This is a genomic window from Halobacillus halophilus (assembly GCF_020171985.1).
In the GTDB taxonomy this organism is placed as follows: domain Bacteria; phylum Bacillota; class Bacilli; order Bacillales; family Halobacillaceae; genus Halobacillus; species Halobacillus halophilus_A.
In genome coordinates this window covers 169,583-187,354 of record NZ_JAIVAL010000001.1, presented here as the reverse complement: position 1 = coordinate 187,354, position 17,772 = coordinate 169,583, and the positions used below count along the sequence as shown (strand labels likewise).

The window sequence follows — 17,772 nt, the reverse complement described above, 5'->3', positions numbered from 1 at the left end:
GTACCCCTCCTTACTCATCAAACAATTCATCTTCTATTTCTTCGTCAACATCACTATGGTCACTTTCATCAAGCAGACCTTGCTCACGTGCTTCACTTTCACTCTTTATGTCAATCTTCCAGCCAGTTAGCTTCGCTGCAAGACGTGCATTCTGTCCACGTTTACCGATTGCAAGTGATAGTTGATAATCAGGGACGATAACCGTTGTAGCTTTATCATCTTCATCGACAAGGACTTCTACAACTTTGGAAGGACTCAGGGCGTTAGAAACATATTCAACAGGATCTTCCGACCACTGGACAATATCAATTTTCTCACCCTTTAATTCATTAACGATAGTTTGTACACGCTGTCCTCGCTGACCCACACATGATCCGACCGGATCAATTTCCTGGTCTTCAGCGTAAACAGAGATTTTTGAGCGGTCGCCCGCTTCACGTGCTACAGATCGTACTTCTACGGTGCCATCATAAATTTCAGGAACTTCCATTTCAAATAATCGCTTTAAAAGTCCAGGATGTGTGCGGGAGACATAAATGTGAGGACCCTTGTTACTATTTTCCACCTTCGTAACAAATACTTTTAACCGATCATGAACTTCATAAGTTTCCGTTGGCATTTGTTCGCCTTCAGGCAGCCTTGCTTCAATTTTTCCAAGGTTAACGTAGACAAAACGTGGATCTTTACGCTGAATTATGCCAGTCATGACATCTTCCTCACGATCCACATATTCTCCATATATGATGCCGCGCTCAGCTTCGCGGACACGCTGAGTCACTACTTGTTTCGCTGCCTGAGCTGCAATCCGTCCAAAGTCCATTGGTGTAACTTCAACTTCAATTACATCTTCTTCTTCATAGTTAGGATCGATTTCTTTCGCACTTTCTAAAGAAATTTCCTGCTGTGGATCCATTACTTCATCCACAATTGTTTTTCTGGCAAACACTTTCATGCTGCCTTCCTCTTCATTAATATCTACTCGAACATTAGTGGCTGAATTAAAGTTCTTCTTATAGGCAGAAATTAACGCAGCTTCAAGTGCTTCCAACAACAAACCTTTGTCGATGCCCTTTTCCTTTTCTAAATAATTCATGGCATCAAATAGTTCACTACTCAACAGTCTTCTCCCCCTTAGTTAAACGTGACAGCCAGATTCGCCTTAGCAATTTTGCTGAATGGTACTTCCAGCTGTTTCTTTTTAGTTTTTATTCGAATTTCTACTATGGCAGTTTCATTTTCAAAAGAAACGAGTGTTCCTTCGAACTCTTTTTCTTGATCGATAGGTTCGTATAATTTCATATATACATGTTCGCCTACATACTTTTTAAAATCTTCTTGAGTTTTTAAAGGTCTCTCAGCTCCGGGTGAGGCTACTTCTAAAAAGTATGGAAACTCAATAGGGTCTTCTTCATCAAGTTTTTCACTCAGTTTTTCAGAAACCTGCCCACACTCTTCTATATCTACGCCTTCAGGTTTATCGATAAAGACACGAAGGTACCAGTTCTTCCCCTCCTGTTTATACTCGACCTCTACCAACTCCAGGTTCATCTCTTCCAAAATTGGCTGTACGAGCTTTTCTGTGACGGCCGTTACATGATGATGACTCATGATCTTCCCTCCTTTAAAAACACTTTCATACATTTTAAATTAGTATGGCATTCAATCATTGATTTCATTTCAATCCTGCTTAAGCGGTGAAGACTAAAGAAGGTCCACGAGAAACCGCTATGAAATAAATCATAGCGGTCGAGTCACACGGGCTTGAAGCCTCTAATGGTTCCGGTTTCTTAACAGTCATCAGCGTTAAATATGACGAAAGAGTGGGTTGCCCCACTCTTCTGGTCGTTCATATCGCTCTTCTCACCATAAAAAAATATACCATAGATGCTTAAAATATGCAATAGAGGAAGAATGACACCACTCTTTAGTGGTTTACACACTTCCTTTGCTTTCCCTAAAACAGGGAGAGCTGATTCTCGTCCGGCATTCCTTCCAAACAACCGAAGTTGTCCAAATATTCAAGAACAGTTTTTGAAATTCGGCTTCTTTCTCTTAAATCCTGTTTAGATAAGAATTCGCCTTCTTTTCTTGCTTTCACAATGTTAATAGCCGCGTTCGTGCCCAATCCATCGACCGCATTAAACGGAGGAATCAATTGATTGCCTTCCACAATAAAGTCAGTTGCGCTTGATTCATACAAGTCCACGTTCTTAAATCCGTAGCCTCTTTCACACATTTCCAGGGAAAGTTCCAACACGGTCATTAAGCTTTTTTCCTTCGGTGTTGCATCAAGCCCTTTTGCCTGAATCTCCTCTATGCGCTTTCGGATAGCTTCTGACCCTTTAACCATAGTTTCTAACTCAAAGTCACTGGCTCGTACTGTAAAATAAGCAGCATAGAAATAGATCGGATAATGAACTTTAAAGTAAGCAATACGTACAGCCATCAGTACGTAAGCTGCAGCGTGAGCTTTAGGGAACATGTACTTGATTTTTTTACAAGAATCAATATACCAATCTGGTACACCATGTTTCTTCATTTCTTCAATCCATTCGTCCTGTAGCCCCCGGCCCTTACGAACAAATTCCATAATCTTAAAAGCCAGAGAAGGCTCAAGACCTTTATGCATGAGATATACCATAATGTCATCACGGCAACCGATAACTTCAGGAAGCGTACAAATCCCGTCATTAATCAGCTGTTCAGCATTTCCAAGCCAAACATCTGTACCATGAGATAGACCAGATATAATGACTAATTCAGCAAACGTGCTGGGTTTCGTATCCTCAAGCATCTGCCGTACAAATCTTGTGCCAAATTCAGGTACACCAAGCGTCCCTGTTTTGCACATAATCTGTTCAGCATTAACCCCCAGTGCTTCGGGGCCACTGAATATTTTCATCACTTCGGGATCGTCCACAGGGATTTCCTTCTGATCAATTCCACTTAGATCCTGAAGCATACGAATGACCGTGGGATCATCGTGCCCAAGTATATCAAGCTTCAGGAGGTTATCGTGAATCGAGTGGAAGTCAAAGTGTGTAGTCCTCCATTCCGACTTAGTATCATCAGCAGGAAACTGAATAGGAGAAAAATCATATATCTCCATATCATCCGGTACTACGATAATACCTCCAGGGTGCTGGCCCGTCGTACGCTTAACACCTGTACACCCTTGTACTAAACGGTCAATTTCCGCATTCTTATACTGCAGCTGGTGGTCACCCGCATACCCTTTCACATAACCATAAGCGGTTTTTTCCGCTATAGTTCCAATCGTTCCAGCACGAAATACATTGTCTTCACCAAATAGATATTTCGTATAGTTGTGGGCTTGTGGCTGGTATTCACCTGAGAAGTTTAGATCGATATCCGGTACTTTGTCTCCTTTAAATCCTAGGAATGTTTCAAAGGGGATGTCCTGACCATCTTTACGGAAAGCCGTACCACACTCAGGACAATCTTTCTCGGGCAGATCAAACCCGCTTCCCACAGATCCATCAGTGAAAAATTCATGGTACTGACATGATGGACAAACGTAATGTGGCGGTAAAGGGTTTACTTCGGTAATATCCGTCATTGTTGCCACAAAGGAAGACCCTACAGAACCACGTGAACCAACGAGATATCCGTCTTCCAGAGATTTGGTTACGAGCTTTTGGGAGATTAAATAGATGACAGCAAAACCGTGACCAATAATACTCTCCAACTCTTTTTCAAGTCTCTTTTCAACAAGCTCCGGAATTGGATCGCCATATAGGCTCTTCGCTTTGTTATAAGACATCTCGCGAATTTCCTGATCTGCACCTTCAATATTAGGGGTGAAAAGATCTTCTTTCACTGGAGTTACTTCCCCAATTTGAGACATAATTTTCCGAGTATTCGTTACTACGAGCTCTTTAGCTTTTGCATCCCCGAAGAATGACAGCTCTTCCATCATCTCATTTGTGGTTTTGAAGTGAACATCAGGCAGCGTCTGGCGATTAAGCGGGTTTCCACTTTGTGAAGCAATCATAATTTGCCGGTACTGCTTTTCATGAGGCTCGACATAGTGGGTATTGCCTGTAGCCACCACTGTTTTTCCAAGGCGTTCTCCCATTGCAACCAGTCTTTTCAGAATGTCATAGATTTGAGCTTCGTTCTGCACCAGGTCTTTCTCGAGTAAATGATAGTAATTTCCAGGGGGCTGAATTTCGATATAGTCATAAAAGTCAGCTACCTTTTCTGCTTCCTCTTCTGATTTCTGCATGATCGTTTCGAAGACTTCACCCTTATCGCACCCAGAACCCACAAGAATTCCTTCTCTGAGTTTAGCTAAGCGTGACCTTGGTATCCTTGGCACACGGTAAAAATAGTCCACATGCGCCTCTGAAACTAATTTATAAATGTTTTTAAGACCGGTGCTATTTGTAGCGAGAAGAGTGCAGTGAGAGGGACGTGACCGCTGATAAGCTTTTCCTTCGCCCATATAATCATTTAAGTTCTTATGATTGGTAATGCCACGCTCCATCGCTCGTTTAACAAGCTTCCACAACAAATAACCGGTAGCTTCTGCATCATAAATAGCCCTGTGGTGCTGAGTTAATTCAATATCGAATTTTTTACATAGTGTATTTAATCGATGGTTCTTAAGCTCTGGTACAAGAAATCTCGCCAGTTCAAGCGTATCAATAACCGGGTTTTGAGCTTTCTCATATCCAAACGCAGTAAAACCTGCATTCAGGAATCCCATGTCAAAGCTTGCATTATGGGCAACGAGAATATCGTTTTCCATCCATTGATGGAAGTCTTTTAATACCTCTTCTATCTCAGGAGCATCCTTGACCATGTCATCTGTAATTCCAGTTAAATCCACAGTAGTTTGAGAAAGAGCCTGGTGAGGATTTGCAAAGGATTCAAACCGATCAATAATTTCTCCGCCCCTCACTTTAACAGCAGCAAGTTCAATGATCTTATCATAAACAGCTGACAGCCCAGTGGTTTCTACGTCAAAGACGACATAAACATCAGATTCAAGATCCCGGTCCTGTTCTTCATACGCAATCGGAACACCATCATCAACCAGATTGGCTTCAAGGCCATAAATAACTTTAATCCCGTTTTTTTCACCGGCCGCATGAGCATCCGGATAAGCCTGAACAACAGCATGGTCTGTAATCGCAATGGCTTCGTGTCCCCATTCAGCTGCCTTAGCGATAAGTCTACCTGGAGAAACCGGAGCATCCATTTGGCTCATTGTAGTATGGGAATGAAGCTCGATTCGTTTTTCTCCTTCTGGAGCTTCGTCTTTGCGCAGGGTCGGTTTAATTTCGTTAATATCATTAGCCATCATAGTAAGTTCGCTTGTGAAATTATCCGTTTGAATACTCCCCCGTGCCTTGATCCACAGACCTTGTTTCACATGCTTAAACATCTCGGCGTGATCATCTCCACGCGAGAACATCTTTATAGAGAAAGAATCCGTGTAATCCGTAACTTTAAGAAGCAATAGGAACCGACCTGAACGCAGTTCTTTCACTTCTGCATCAAACACATATCCCTGGACAATTTTTCGTCGCTCTTCTTCCAGGATATTTTCCATAGGCTCAGGGTCCTCTTGAATTTTGTATCCAATTTCAATAGGTCCCTTCGGCTTAGAATCGTCTTTTTCCTTGGCACGCTCTTCTTGATCTTTCACGGCCTGCTGGACAATTTTCTTATCCTCTTTCTGGCGCTCTTCCTGGAATTTCTTAATTTGCTCCTGTTCTTCTTTTACACGAGTTGAGACCATATAAGGAGGAAGTCCTGACTTAACACAAAAGCTCTGTAATGGTTCTTCCAATTTCTTCTTAACAGCATGACTTTCTGCCAAATTCCTGCAAGTTAACATAATTTTATTTCCCGTTATCTCGGGCTGCTGCTCTAACAGCAAATCTTTATACCCCGGAGACAAATTGGTCATTGTTTTGATAAACCCGTTCCAATATTCAAGCGTATCACTTTCTTCGATTTCTTTATTATCTGTATCAATAGTCCATTTTACTTCAGCAATAGCTCTGAAAGTGGATTGGAGTTTTGTCGTAAATAATTCATAAACTGCCGGCGGCAATGGCTGCGGCATTTTAAAATGAAAATGCCATTCTTTTGTTTCACGGTAAACAGTAAGCTTTTCCATCGTACTATCTCTAAAATGAGGTTCAATCAGTTCGTGTGGAAACTGGATCTGTTCCAGTAAATAATGCATTTTATCCTGATTGGTCACACCCAATGTGATTCCTCCCCTATTATCCCCTGTGCAAGGAGTTTACATGAATATACCCCTGCTTCACCTTTAAGCAAGGGTATATAAAAACTGTTTAGGAAGTCAGGACTTATACCAGTTGGTTACATAGTTCAAGACTTCTTCTTGTTCCAAATCAAATTGATCACTGGACATTCGTTCTTTTACTTCTACAACACCTTCAGAAGCACGCTTACCTACTGTAATACGCAGCGGAATTCCAAACAAGTCGCTGTCCGCAAACTTAACACCGGCTCTCTCTTTACGATCATCATACAGAACTTCCACTCCTGCTTCAATAAATGTGTTGTAAAGAGCATCGGCTAATTCCTTCTGATCCTCTTTTTTAGGATTTAAGGATAACAAGTGTACTTGATAAGGTGCAATATTAGCCGGCCAGGTGATCCCCCGTTCATCATGATATTGCTCTACAATAGCTGCTAGCGTACGGGATACACCGATACCATACGAGCCCATAATCATGGTTGTAGCTTTACCTTGATCATTCAGGAAAGTAGCTTTCATTCGTTCTGAATAAAATTCTCCCAGTTTAAATACGTGGCCTACTTCAATCCCTCGGGCAAATTGAATCTTGCCTTCACCATCTGGAGAAGGATCTCCTTCCTCAATAAAACGAAGGTCGGCATACTGACTGACTTGAAAGTCCTTGCCGGGAGTAACATTGGTGAAATGATACCCTTCTTCGTTAGCACCACAGGAAACGTTAACCAGGGATTCTACTGCAAAGTCAGCTACAACTTCCACATCTTCAGATACGTCAACAGGTCCTAACGAGCCGAAGCCAGCACCTATGACCTCTCTAGCTTCTGCTTCACTTGCCAGGTCAATAAGTTCAGCATCGTATAAATTTTTAAGTTTAACATCATTTACTTCATGATCCCCGCGGGTAATGGTCATCACAAACTTCTCATCTACTTTAAACAAAATGGACTTTAACCCTTTTTGAAGTTCATGACCTAGGAAGTCTGCTACCTCCTTCATTGTTTTCTGATCAGGTGTATGGACCTTTTCCATCTCTAAAGGAGTTTCATCAGACTTAGCATAGGTCCGGTTCACAGGCGCCATTTCAATGTTTGCGGCGTAACGGGAGGTATCAGAATAAGCTATTACATCTTCTCCTACTTCAGAGAGCACCATAAATTCATGCGTATCTTTACCACCCATAGCACCTGAATCTGCAATAACTGCTCTAAAATTAAGCCCGCACCTTCTAAATACATTTGAATAGGCTTCAAACATTTGTTCATATGTTCGATCCAGACTTTCATAGGATTCATTAAAGGAATAAGCATCCTTCATTAGAAACTCGCGCCCTCTCAATAGACCAAATCGCGGACGTGCTTCATCACGGAATTTTGTCTGGATCTGATAGACACTCAATGGTAACTGTTTATAGCTTTTTACTTCATTGCGAACCATGCTGGTAATTACTTCTTCATGAGTTGCTCCTAGTGCAAACTCTCGCCCATGACGGTCGTTTATTCTCATCAGTTCGGATCCAAAAGTCGTCCAGCGTCCAGTTTCTTTCCATAATTCCGATGGTTCAAGTGCAGGCATCAACATTTCATGGGCACCAATCTTTTCCATCTCTTCTCTCACAATAGCTTCTACTTTAGAAAGGACCCTTCGTCCGATTGGCAAGAAGCTATAGATTCCTGAAGCAAGCTGACGTATGTAACCAGCACGAACGAGGAGCTGGTGGCTCATAATTTCGGCATCTGCAGGATTTTCTTTCAAAGTAGGGATCAGCATTTGACTTTGTTTCATTAGATGCACCTCAGTTCTGTGAATTAATAATAATACTTTATATGTTCATTTACTCAAAAAGCAAGCCGGAAGCAGGAGAGAGCTGTGGTCTCTTCAGGCTTCCAGCTCTTTATTTTACAAGAATAATCTTTGGATATCGTTCCATGTAACAAGCAACATCAACAACATTAACAAGGCAAATCCGATAAAGTGCACAATCCCCTCTTTTTGAGGATCTACCGGTTTTCCGCGTACCCCTTCTAAACCAACAAACAGCAAACGGCCACCATCAAGGGCTGGAAGTGGGAGTAAGTTTACAATACCAAGGTTAATGCTTAGAATCGCTGTCCACATAATGAAATTTGTTAAGCCTGTTTTCACCACTTGGTCTGTGGCGTCATATATACCTACAGGACCAGATAACATGTCGAGGGAGAATTGGCCGGTTACCAGTTTACCAAGGTTCGTTAATATTAGAGAAGACCATTCATAGGTTTGAGTGAAGCCAAAGGTAATCTTTTTAAAGAAAGAATCTTCAAAAGTCTGTGCTACCCCTACCTGACCAATCTTCATATCCTGGTTTTCCAATGTTACTGGAGTAACTGATATCTGCTCAGTCTGACCCCCTCGTTCAACAGTTATTACAATTTCTTCAGATGGGTGACTACGCACTATAGTTGTAAATTCTTCCCAACTGCTTACAGATTCACCATCAATGGCGATGACTTCATCACCTTTTTGCAGCCCAGAGGATTCTGCAGGAGAACCTTCTTGAATTTCACCAAGTACTGCTTGATTGGATGGAACACCTTGAATGAACCCAAGAATCATGAAAAGAACAATAGCCAGTACAAAGTTCATAAGAGGCCCAGCGAAAAGCTGCATCGCTCTTTGCGGGACGGATTTAGAGGCAAATTGACGATCGTAAGGGGCGATTTGGGTTTCTTTTTCGTCCATGACGAACATAGCTTTCGGATCGACTTCAAATGCCAGCCGCTCATCCTCATCAATTTCGTAACCTTCAATCATTAAACGATGATCAAGGTCCGCCCTCTCCACCTCAATGACCCGCGAATAGGGATGTTTGGATTTATTATTCACAATAATCCGATTTACTTTCCCTTGATCATTAAACTCAAGACCTACATGATGCCCAGCTTTTAATTCAACTAGTTCAGGATCCTCGCCAGCTACACGTACATACCCGCCTATAGGCAGAAGACGAATCGTGTACAATGTCTCATTTTTTGTGAAAGCAAATATTTTTGGCCCAAAGCCAATTGCAAATTCACGTGCAAGCATGCCCGCTCGCTTGGCAAAAATCAGATGCCCCCACTCATGCACAAACACCAATAGTCCGAACATGAGTACAAATGCAATCACTGTAGTCAAATGAAGCACCTTCCTTTTAATTTAAATGGAAACGAACTCGTTTCCTGGTTTCCTCGTCAATAGAAAGTATGGTAGACAAGTCAGGGTTATGAATACGATCGTGCATTTCTAAAGATTGTTCAATTTTCTTTTCTATATCCAGAAATGAAATTTTTCCTTCTAAAAACAGCTGAACGGCTTCTTCATTTGCTGCATTCAACACAGTAGTCATTGACCCTCCTGCACGCCCTGCTTCATATGCCATCCTCAAACACGGAAAACGCTCAAAATCCATTTTCTCAAAGTTCAGAGTAGCGATTTCTTCTAAATTAAGCTGTTTGGTAACAGGTAAATTCAAACGTTCCGGATAAGTTAAAGCATATTGGATTGGCACCTTCATATCGGGTGTTCCAAGCTGTGCCATGACACTACCATCTACATACTCGACCATCGAGTGAATAACACTCTCTCTATGAAGAATAACATGGATCTGGTCATAAGGTACATCAAAAAGCCAATGCGCCTCAATGACTTCTAATCCCTTATTCATCATAGATGCAGAATCAATCGTAATTTTCGCTCCCATATTCCAGTTTGGGTGATTTAATGCTTCTTTAACCGTAACTCCTGCAAGTTCTTCTCTAGTGTTATCCCTGAAACTCCCACCTGATGCCGTAATTATTAACTTATGGATGTCTTCCTTACGTTCACCATTTAGGGATTGGTATATAGCGGAGTGTTCACTATCTACAGGTAATAATTCTACGTTGTGTTTATGTGCTTCTGCCATAACAAGATGCCCGGCGGTTACAAGTGTTTCTTTATTAGCGATGGCAATTAACTTCTTAGCCTGGATTGCTTTGAGTGTTGCAGGCAGACCTACACTTCCCATTACAGCGTTTACTACTACATCCACCTCATCTGCAACGCTTGCTTCAATCATACCTCCGCTTCCTGTAAGAATAGGAGTTCCATTCACATGACTTGCTAATCTTTTTTTTGTCTCTTCATCTTGTACAACAATTAAACGAGGCTCAAATTCCTTAATTAAGGGCAGGGCTTTCTCGATATTCCGTCCAAAGGCCATAGAATGGAGGGAGAATTCTTCAGGGTGCAGGCGGATTACATCAAGGGTTTGCAATCCAATAGACCCTGTTGCGCCTAGCAGATTTATGTGCTTCATCATTTGCTCTCCTCTCTATATTGAGATGAAATTAATGAGGTGAAGAATTGGCAGAATGAATATCAAACTGTCAAACCGATCAAGTACTCCACCATGTCCAGGGAGAATTTTCCCTGAATCTTTAACCGCATAGTGACGTTTGAAAGCTGATTCCACTAAATCTCCAATTTGCCCCGCTATCGAAACGAGTACAGTAACAAGAATTACGATGAAAAGAGAATGGCTCAGTGGAGCAATTAATTGAAAAATTATAGCAACCAAAACAGCCAGAAGGACACCGCCGACGGAACCTTCAATTGTTTTTTTAGGACTAATCTGCGGCCATAATTTGTGCTTTCCAAAAGTTCTTCCAAACACATAAGCCCCCGTATCCGTAGACCAGACTACAAATAAAGCAAAGAAAATATAGGAAAGGTCTGCTTCACGCGTTTCTATCAAGTAATTAAAACCCATTCCAATATAGATAGCTGATAATAATAAGAATCCGGCATCATCAAAAGTAAAACGATTTTTTACGAGAACTGTGTAGCTAAGCAGCACCAGTACAGCAAGTAATGTAATTTCCGATTTTGTAATTAAATTTTCCGGATCCATATAAGCACCCAGGTCCCTGTAGGGGAACATAAGCGCCCACATTAATAACAACCCCAGCCCAGAAGGAACAGAGTAACGTGAAATCTTCTTCATTCTTACAAGCTCCAGTAGAGCAATACTTGCAATAATATAAATAAAAATTCTAAATAAAATTCCACCGGTCATAACGATCGGTAAGAAAATCAAGGCCGCAACTACAGCCGTTATTGTCCGTTGTTTCATAACATACGTTCACACCTTATACTCCGCCATAACGACGTTTCCTTTTTTGGTAATCTAGCAGCGCCTTTTCGAAATGGCTCTCATCAAAATCAGGCCAGTACACTTCAGTGAACCAGAATTCTGCATAAGCTAACTGCCATAATAAAAAGTTGCTCAAACGCTGTTCCCCGCTTGTACGAATTAATAAGTCAGGCTCAATCAGTTCACATGTGTACAGATTAGACGTAAATAATTCTTCATTGATATCTTCACTGCTAAGTTCTCCCTCTTCTACTTGAGCAGCTATTTGCTTCACTGCATTGATCATTTCATAACGGCTGCCATAGTTTAAGGCGAAATTAAGAATAAGCCCATCGTTATGCTTCGTCTTCTCTGTAGCTTCCTGAACTGCTTTTTTGGTATGGGGAGGCAGAACATTAAAATCACCAATTGTCCTGACTTGGACATTTCTCTCAATGAGTTCTGGCAAATATGTATTTAGAAAATCTACAGGTAATTTCATTAAGAAATCAACTTCATTTTTAGGACGCTTCCAGTTTTCAGTAGAAAATGCATAAAGAGTTAAAACTTTGACACCAATATCTGACGCATGACGTACAATCCTCTTAACCACGCCCATGCCTTCTTTATGTCCGGCAATTCGAGGCATATTACGGTTTTTAGCCCAACGTCCATTTCCGTCCATGATAATTGCTACATGCTGGGGTAAATGGCTTTGTTCAAGACCTAGAGGCTGTGATTTAATTTCTTTCTTGTTTTTTGTAAATGGAAACTTGAGTGGCATACTTGATCCTCCAGTCCGTTTCTTCCATCTTTCTATTATATACTATAATCCTACAACATGCTGAGCACGACATAAAGACCTGTGCAAAAGAAAGCGTAGAGGCTGAAATTTGTTCTTTTTTAAACGCTTAGGGAACAAGAGCTTTTTGATCCTCAAAATTGCTGCCTTAACACAAAAAGCCGCGCTGCCTAACATCTACAGCGCGGCTTTTTATACCTATTGGCATATCTGAAAATGAAGCAGATTATACTTCCATGATCTCTTCTTCTTTCGTTTTAGCCAACTGATCGATTTTCTCAACGTGCTTATCTGTAGCTTTCTGCACGTCATCATGATAAGAACGGAGATCATCTTCAGTTAGTTCTCCATCTTTTTCTAGTTTTTTCAAACGATCATTGGATTCGCGACGAATGTTTCGAACCTGTACTTTTGCTTCCTCCGTATATTTGCCAACTACTTTAGCTAAGTCCTTACGGCGTTCTTCGGTCAAAGCTGGAATGTTAATACGGACAACATTACCGTCACTAGAAGGAGACAATCCAAGGTCTGCTTTTTGAATTGCTTTTTCAATTTCTGCAATTGCTGATTTATCATACGGAGTGATAACCAACAAGCGTGGCTCTGGTGCGCCTACTTGAGCTAATTGATTCAAAGGTGTTGCAGCACCATAATAGTCAACATATACATTGTCCAGAATAGCAGGGTTTGCACGGCCTGCTCTTACAGTAGCAAGCTGACGAGAGAAAGCTTGTACGGCTTGTTCCATTTGTTGATTTGTCTCATTAATCACTGCTTTAGACATGATTATTTCCCCCTTACAATCGTTCCAATATTTTCACCCATTACGGCTTTCTTGATATTACCTTCCTCCATAATAGAGAATACCAGTAAATCAATATCATTGTCCATACATAATGAGGATGCTGTTGAGTCCATTACTCCAAGCCCCTCATTTAGAACATCCATATAGGAGAGCTGGTCGTATTTCGTTGCATCTTCATTCAGCTTAGGATCGTCGTTGTATACGCCGTCTACATTATTCTTTGCCATAAGAATAACATCTGCTTCTATTTCGGCTGCTCTAAGTGCTGCAGTTGTATCAGTTGAAAAATATGGGTTTCCTGTTCCTGCCGCAAAAATCACAACGCGTTTTTTTTCTAAATGACGTATAGCTTTACGTCTAATATAAGGCTCAGCTACTTGTCTCATTTCAATAGAAGTTTGAACACGGGTCGGGATTCCCTGGTTCTCTAAACTGTCCTGCAATGCAAGAGAATTCATTACAGTAGCCAGCATTCCCATATAATCGGCATTGGCACGATCCATCCCCATTTCACTGCCGACTTTTCCTCGCCAGATGTTGCCGCCACCGACAACCACGGCAATTTCTACGCCGAGCTCGGCCACTTCTTTCACTTGACGTGAAACAGATTGGATAATACTTGGTTCTAGTCCGAAACCAGCTTCGCCGCTCAAAGCCTCTCCGCTAAGTTTCAGTACAATACGACGATAACGAGCAGTAGTCATAGTAACCTCCCGTGTAATTGCTATTGTTTAAGTTGGTCTGCTACAAAGTCTTTAACGTTATGTAGCCTTTGAAAATAGGGAACACGCCATGTGTGTCCCCTACCTTCAGCAGTCATTATTTTTTAACTTGGCTCATTACTTCATCAGCAAAGTTTTCTTCACGTTTCTGCATTCCTTCTCCTACTTCAAAACGTTGGAAAGAATTAACAGACCCGCCGGAAGACTTGACGAACTGCTTCACTTTTTGATCAGGATCTTTAACAAAGTCCTGCTCAAGCAAGCAAATCTCCTGGAAGAATTTATTCAGACGGCCTTCTACCATTTTCTCAACAATATTTTCAGGCTTTCCTTCATTAAGGGCCTGAGTTTTGAGCATTTCGCGCTCACTGTTGATTTCTTCTTCAGGAATAGCGTCTGTAGAAACATAACGAGGATTTACAGCTGCAATGTGCATAGCTACATCTTTTGCTGCAGATTCATCTGTAGAACCTTCAAGTACAGTAAGAACACCGATGTTACCGCCCATGTGAAGATAAGCGCCAAAAGCGTCATTATCAGTTTTCTCCTGGATAGAGAAGCGGCGCAGGGATATTTTCTCACCAATTTTAGCTACTACATCTGTAATATAGCTGCTTAGTACTTCGCCTTCACCGTGAAGTTTCTGCTCTAGAGCTTCTTCAACTGTTGCAGGCTTTTGATTCACAAGGTGTTGTCCAAGTTCTTGAAGCAATTTTTTAAACTGGTCATTTTTTGTTACGAAATCTGTTTCACAGTTTACTTCGAAAAGAACAGCTGTGTTACCAGAGATTTCAATTGCAGCAGCACCTTCAGCAGCTACACGGTCTGCTTTTTTCTGTGCTTTGGAAATTCCTTTTTCACGAAGCCAAGCCATTGCTTCTTCCATGTTTCCGTCTGTTTCAGTTAGTGCTTTCTTACAATCCATCATTCCAGCACCAGTTTTTTCACGAAGTTCTTTTACCATTTTAGCGTTTACAGCCATTGTAAAGCCTCCTTATGAGTTGAACTAATATTATTATGTTTTAGCACCTTGTACCGAAGTCCAGGTGCATTTCTTCTTTAAAAAAGGTGATAAAAGGAAATCCCCCTTATCACCTCCTGAAACTTCATTACTCTTTAGCAGCTTCTACTTGAGCTTCTACTTCTTCTGTAACTTCAGTTTCTTCCCCTTGCTTAGCTTCAAGGACAGCATCTGCCATTTTAGAAGTAAGCAGTTTAACGGCACGGATTGCGTCATCGTTTGCTGGGATAACGTAATCGATTTCGTCCGGATCACAGTTTGTGTCAACAATTCCTACAACAGGAATGTCCAATTTATGAGCTTCCGCAATTGCAATACGCTCTTTACGAGGGTCAATGACAAACATTGCATCTGGAAGACTCTTCATTTCTTTAATACCACCTAGGAATTTAACTAGACGATCTTTTTCTTTAAGCATGTCAACAACTTCTTTTTTAGGAAGTACATCTGTTGTACCGTCCTCTTCCATGCGCTCAATATCTTTCAAACGATTGATACGCTTACGGATTGTTTCGAAGTTTGTAAGAGTTCCGCCCAACCAACGCTGGTTGATGTAATACATGCCGCAACGAGTAGCTTCGTCACGTACAGTATCCTGGGCTTGTTTTTTTGTACCTACGAAAAGAATGTTTCCACCATCAGCGGCTACATCTTTTACATAATTAAATGCTTCATCTACCTTCTTAACGGTTTTCTGAAGGTCGATGATATAAATTCCGTTACGCTCCGTGAAGATATATTTTTTCATCTTCGGGTTCCAGCGACGGGTTTGGTGTCCAAAATGAACACCAGCTTCTAAAAGCTGTTTCATAGAAATTACAGACATAATTGTTCCTCCTGTTTGGTTTATTTTTAGTATCCTCCGCCTATATCATTTTCTTTTACAAACTCTATTGTAAGAGCAACCTATAAAAGAATCCAAAGACGTGTGTATTGACACCGACAGTAAATATACCATACCACCGTGGCTCTATCAAGTTTTTCACCTAATGTTTTTGATTAAACTTAATAAATAGTTCAATTTCTGTTTTCCCTCTGTCTAATTTCTTCGCGATCTCCTCTGCAGAATATCCCATCCTTCTTAATTCTAAAATTCGGGAGTTGTCGCTTCGTTCAAAAAAGTCTCTCTGCATGTTTGAAAGCGGCGGTGAATAAGTAGTGTGCTCTTCTGAAGATTTAACTTTATAATGCTTAGGAGATTCAAATTCTTCGACAATTGCCTTTTCACCTTCTGCTGCTTGTTCATTTGTTGAGTGATTTTCGGGCTGAAGCCAACTGCTCATTCGTTTGTTCTCTTCTTTAATTTCCATTAAATATGAAGTAAACATATCTTCAATTTCTCTTGCTACTTCCTCCTGGCGCATTTCAAGCTCTTCGTTTTTTTTCACTCTGTTCGAGATCGTTAAAAGAGCAAGTATGATGACCCCGTCAATAATAAAGCTGATGACTAATAAGAATGTGGACATTATGATTTTCACCTGCTGAACACGATTGGTCCGTAAAACCTTTTCGTTTGTTTTAATTATTTATGAACCCGCGAGTTGAATCTCCTGGATAAAAAACTATTTTCGCCAATATAAATTATATTTACTACCATGATGCAGATACATTTAACCCGGAATTCATAAAGCCCAGATTCTAACCGTACCGTTATCAAAGAGTTAACGTTCTGACTGCGTCATGGCTTCTTTAAAACTTTAATTGTAGACTGTTTTTTATGCTTATCTAACTAGATAATTTTTTCTCTTCTCTTCAACATTTCTATTCAAACTGCTAAGAGTCGTTCCCATTATACAAAAAGAGATATTTTTTCTTTCAATAGAAGAAGGGTATTTCTCAATGGACTTTACCTGGGTGAAAATCTAATATTTTTATGTAAGCTTCTATCTTAACGTGTGAAACAGATACTTTCATTCTGTTCTCTTATTTTGCCCACTTTAACATCGTATTAATAGTTCATCATATCGCTTAATGCTGATTTCAGCTTAAATATTGCCTTTGCGTGTATTTGAGAGATTCTTGAAGTAGTTAAGTTAAGTACTTCACCAATTTCCGTCAAGGTAAGCTCCTCATTGTAAAATAAACTTATCACCAATTGTTCCTTCTCATTAAGCTTTTCAATTTGAGCCGCAAGCTCCTGGTAGTTCTCGCCTTGGATCATTGAAGCAGAAGGTGTCATTGTCTGTTCATCAGGGATCGAGTAACCAATTCCTTCTTTATGCTCCTCACCACCATCTTTAGATCTTTCTTCCATTGAAAGAACATTGGCATATAAAGAATCCTTTACCGTTTCTTCCACTTCTGCCGCTGTCATGTTTAATTCTTTTCCAACTTCCGCCGAAGTAACCGGCCGCTGAATACGCTGCTCTAATTTTTCAGTTACCTGCTCAATCTTTTTTGCCCGATCCCGTACCGAGCGTGGCAGCCAGTCTTCTTTTCTTAGACCATCCATAATAGAACCGCGGATTCTGAAAGAGGCATATGTATCAAATTTTAAATCTCTTGTAGTATCGAATTTCTTAAGGGCATCATATAATCCGAGCATGCCTAAGCTTCTGACATCGTCCTTACTCACGCTTTTGGGTAAGTGGGCAGATATTCTCTGCACATGGTAGCTGACTAAATAATCATAAAGCTGAACTAATTGATTAGCAGCTTCCCCATTTTTATTGGTTGTCCATAATTCCCATAGTCTTTCTTCTTGAAGAGATGAACAGTGTGCCATGATAACCCTCCCTGCTCTTTTTATAATCAATCACTTATCCTGTGTTTTTAACTTCTTTTAAACGTATTTGAGTGTTTCTTAAATTCCTTTTGAAAAAACACTTTTGCTCTATTTCCTAACTGAAACCTGCAGAGCTTTGGCAGTCAGCTACTTTATACCCCTTTACTTATCTTATTTTTAACAACCGTTGAAGACATAGAAGAACTTGGACCGCAAGAAACGTGAGTGGTTTCCCATAGAATAGACGAGTGGGAACGAGAGTTATAAAATTGCTAGCTGTACATTTCAGTTAATAGAGCCA

The 17,772-nt window shown here is 40.7% G+C and carries 14 protein-coding genes; all 14 read right to left on the bottom strand.

The window, feature by feature from the left end; all coding sequences use genetic code 11:
- Window positions 1-10 precede the first annotated feature (10 nt).
- A complete protein-coding gene (gene nusA / locus LCM11_RS00930) occupies window positions 11-1,117 on the bottom strand; it encodes a transcription termination factor NusA (RefSeq protein ID WP_224892427.1) in 1,107 nt (368 codons plus the stop codon).
- A 14-nt stretch (window positions 1,118-1,131) separates the two neighbouring features.
- Complete coding sequence (gene rimP / locus LCM11_RS00925; RefSeq protein WP_224892426.1) at window positions 1,132-1,608, bottom strand: ribosome maturation factor RimP; 477 nt, start codon at window positions 1,606-1,608, stop codon at window positions 1,132-1,134.
- Between the two features lie 346 nt (window positions 1,609-1,954).
- On the bottom strand, window positions 1,955-6,247 hold the full coding sequence (locus LCM11_RS00920; RefSeq protein WP_224892425.1) for a PolC-type DNA polymerase III: 4,293 nt from the start codon (window positions 6,245-6,247) through the stop codon (window positions 1,955-1,957).
- A 96-nt stretch (window positions 6,248-6,343) separates the two neighbouring features.
- Window positions 6,344-8,047: a proline--tRNA ligase gene (locus LCM11_RS00915; RefSeq protein ID WP_224892424.1), complete on the bottom strand. Its 1,704-nt coding sequence runs from the start codon at window positions 8,045-8,047 to the stop codon at window positions 6,344-6,346.
- Window positions 8,048-8,161: 114 nt separating this feature from the next.
- Complete coding sequence (gene rseP / locus LCM11_RS00910; protein WP_224892423.1) at window positions 8,162-9,418, bottom strand: RIP metalloprotease RseP; 1,257 nt, start codon at window positions 9,416-9,418, stop codon at window positions 8,162-8,164.
- Between the two features lie 16 nt (window positions 9,419-9,434).
- Window positions 9,435-10,580: a 1-deoxy-D-xylulose-5-phosphate reductoisomerase gene (locus tag LCM11_RS00905; RefSeq protein WP_224892422.1), complete on the bottom strand. Its 1,146-nt coding sequence runs from the start codon at window positions 10,578-10,580 to the stop codon at window positions 9,435-9,437.
- Between the two features lie 15 nt (window positions 10,581-10,595).
- Window positions 10,596-11,396 carry a phosphatidate cytidylyltransferase gene (locus LCM11_RS00900; RefSeq protein WP_224892421.1) on the bottom strand — a complete coding sequence of 267 codons (801 nt, stop codon included), beginning with the start codon at window positions 11,394-11,396 and terminating at the stop codon, window positions 10,596-10,598.
- 16 nt (window positions 11,397-11,412) lie between these two features.
- Complete coding sequence (locus LCM11_RS00895; RefSeq protein WP_224892420.1) at window positions 11,413-12,180, bottom strand: isoprenyl transferase; 768 nt, start codon at window positions 12,178-12,180, stop codon at window positions 11,413-11,415.
- Between the two features lie 244 nt (window positions 12,181-12,424).
- The gene (gene frr, locus LCM11_RS00890) at window positions 12,425-12,982 is read right to left on the bottom strand and encodes a ribosome recycling factor (protein WP_224892419.1); all 558 of its coding nucleotides are present in this window, start codon (window positions 12,980-12,982) and stop codon (window positions 12,425-12,427) included.
- 2 nt (window positions 12,983-12,984) lie between these two features.
- Complete coding sequence (gene pyrH, locus LCM11_RS00885; RefSeq protein WP_224892418.1) at window positions 12,985-13,707, bottom strand: UMP kinase; 723 nt, start codon at window positions 13,705-13,707, stop codon at window positions 12,985-12,987.
- A gap of 115 nt (window positions 13,708-13,822) precedes the next feature.
- The gene (gene tsf / locus LCM11_RS00880) at window positions 13,823-14,707 is read right to left on the bottom strand and encodes a translation elongation factor Ts (protein WP_224892417.1); all 885 of its coding nucleotides are present in this window, start codon (window positions 14,705-14,707) and stop codon (window positions 13,823-13,825) included.
- 127 nt (window positions 14,708-14,834) lie between these two features.
- Window positions 14,835-15,572, bottom strand: a complete 738-nt coding sequence (rpsB, locus tag LCM11_RS00875; RefSeq protein WP_224892416.1) for a 30S ribosomal protein S2 — start codon at window positions 15,570-15,572, stop codon at window positions 14,835-14,837.
- 160 nt (window positions 15,573-15,732) lie between these two features.
- Entirely contained in the window at window positions 15,733-16,212 is a 480-nt protein-coding gene (locus LCM11_RS00870) for a DUF6115 domain-containing protein (protein WP_224892415.1), read from the bottom strand.
- Window positions 16,213-16,694: 482 nt separating this feature from the next.
- Entirely contained in the window at window positions 16,695-17,471 is a 777-nt protein-coding gene (locus LCM11_RS00865; protein WP_224892414.1) for a FliA/WhiG family RNA polymerase sigma factor, read from the bottom strand.
- Between the last annotated feature and the right edge of the window lie 301 nt (window positions 17,472-17,772).

Excerpts from the sequence above, each read along its gene's own strand:
- LCM11_RS00870 (WP_224892415.1), bottom strand. The coding sequence starts at position 16,212 with ATGTCCACATTCTTATTAGTCATCAGCTTTATTATTGACGGGGTCATC.
- LCM11_RS00915 (WP_224892424.1), bottom strand. The coding sequence starts at position 8,047 with ATGAAACAAAGTCAAATGCTGATCCCTACTTTGAAAGAAAATCCTGCA.
- LCM11_RS00895 (WP_224892420.1), bottom strand. The coding sequence starts at position 12,180 with ATGCCACTCAAGTTTCCATTTACAAAAAACAAGAAAGAAATTAAATCA.
- LCM11_RS00905 (WP_224892422.1), bottom strand. The coding sequence starts at position 10,580 with ATGAAGCACATAAATCTGCTAGGCGCAACAGGGTCTATTGGATTGCAA.
- LCM11_RS00865 (WP_224892414.1), bottom strand. The coding sequence starts at position 17,471 with ATGGCACACTGTTCATCTCTTCAAGAAGAAAGACTATGGGAATTATGG.
- LCM11_RS00900 (WP_224892421.1), bottom strand. The coding sequence starts at position 11,396 with ATGAAACAACGGACAATAACGGCTGTAGTTGCGGCCTTGATTTTCTTA.
- rpsB (WP_224892416.1), bottom strand. The coding sequence starts at position 15,572 with ATGTCTGTAATTTCTATGAAACAGCTTTTAGAAGCTGGTGTTCATTTT.
- rimP (WP_224892426.1), bottom strand. The coding sequence starts at position 1,608 with ATGAGTCATCATCATGTAACGGCCGTCACAGAAAAGCTCGTACAGCCA.
- frr (WP_224892419.1), bottom strand. The coding sequence starts at position 12,982 with ATGTCTAAAGCAGTGATTAATGAGACAAATCAACAAATGGAACAAGCC.
- tsf (WP_224892417.1), bottom strand. The coding sequence starts at position 14,707 with ATGGCTGTAAACGCTAAAATGGTAAAAGAACTTCGTGAAAAAACTGGT.
- pyrH (WP_224892418.1), bottom strand. The coding sequence starts at position 13,707 with ATGACTACTGCTCGTTATCGTCGTATTGTACTGAAACTTAGCGGAGAG.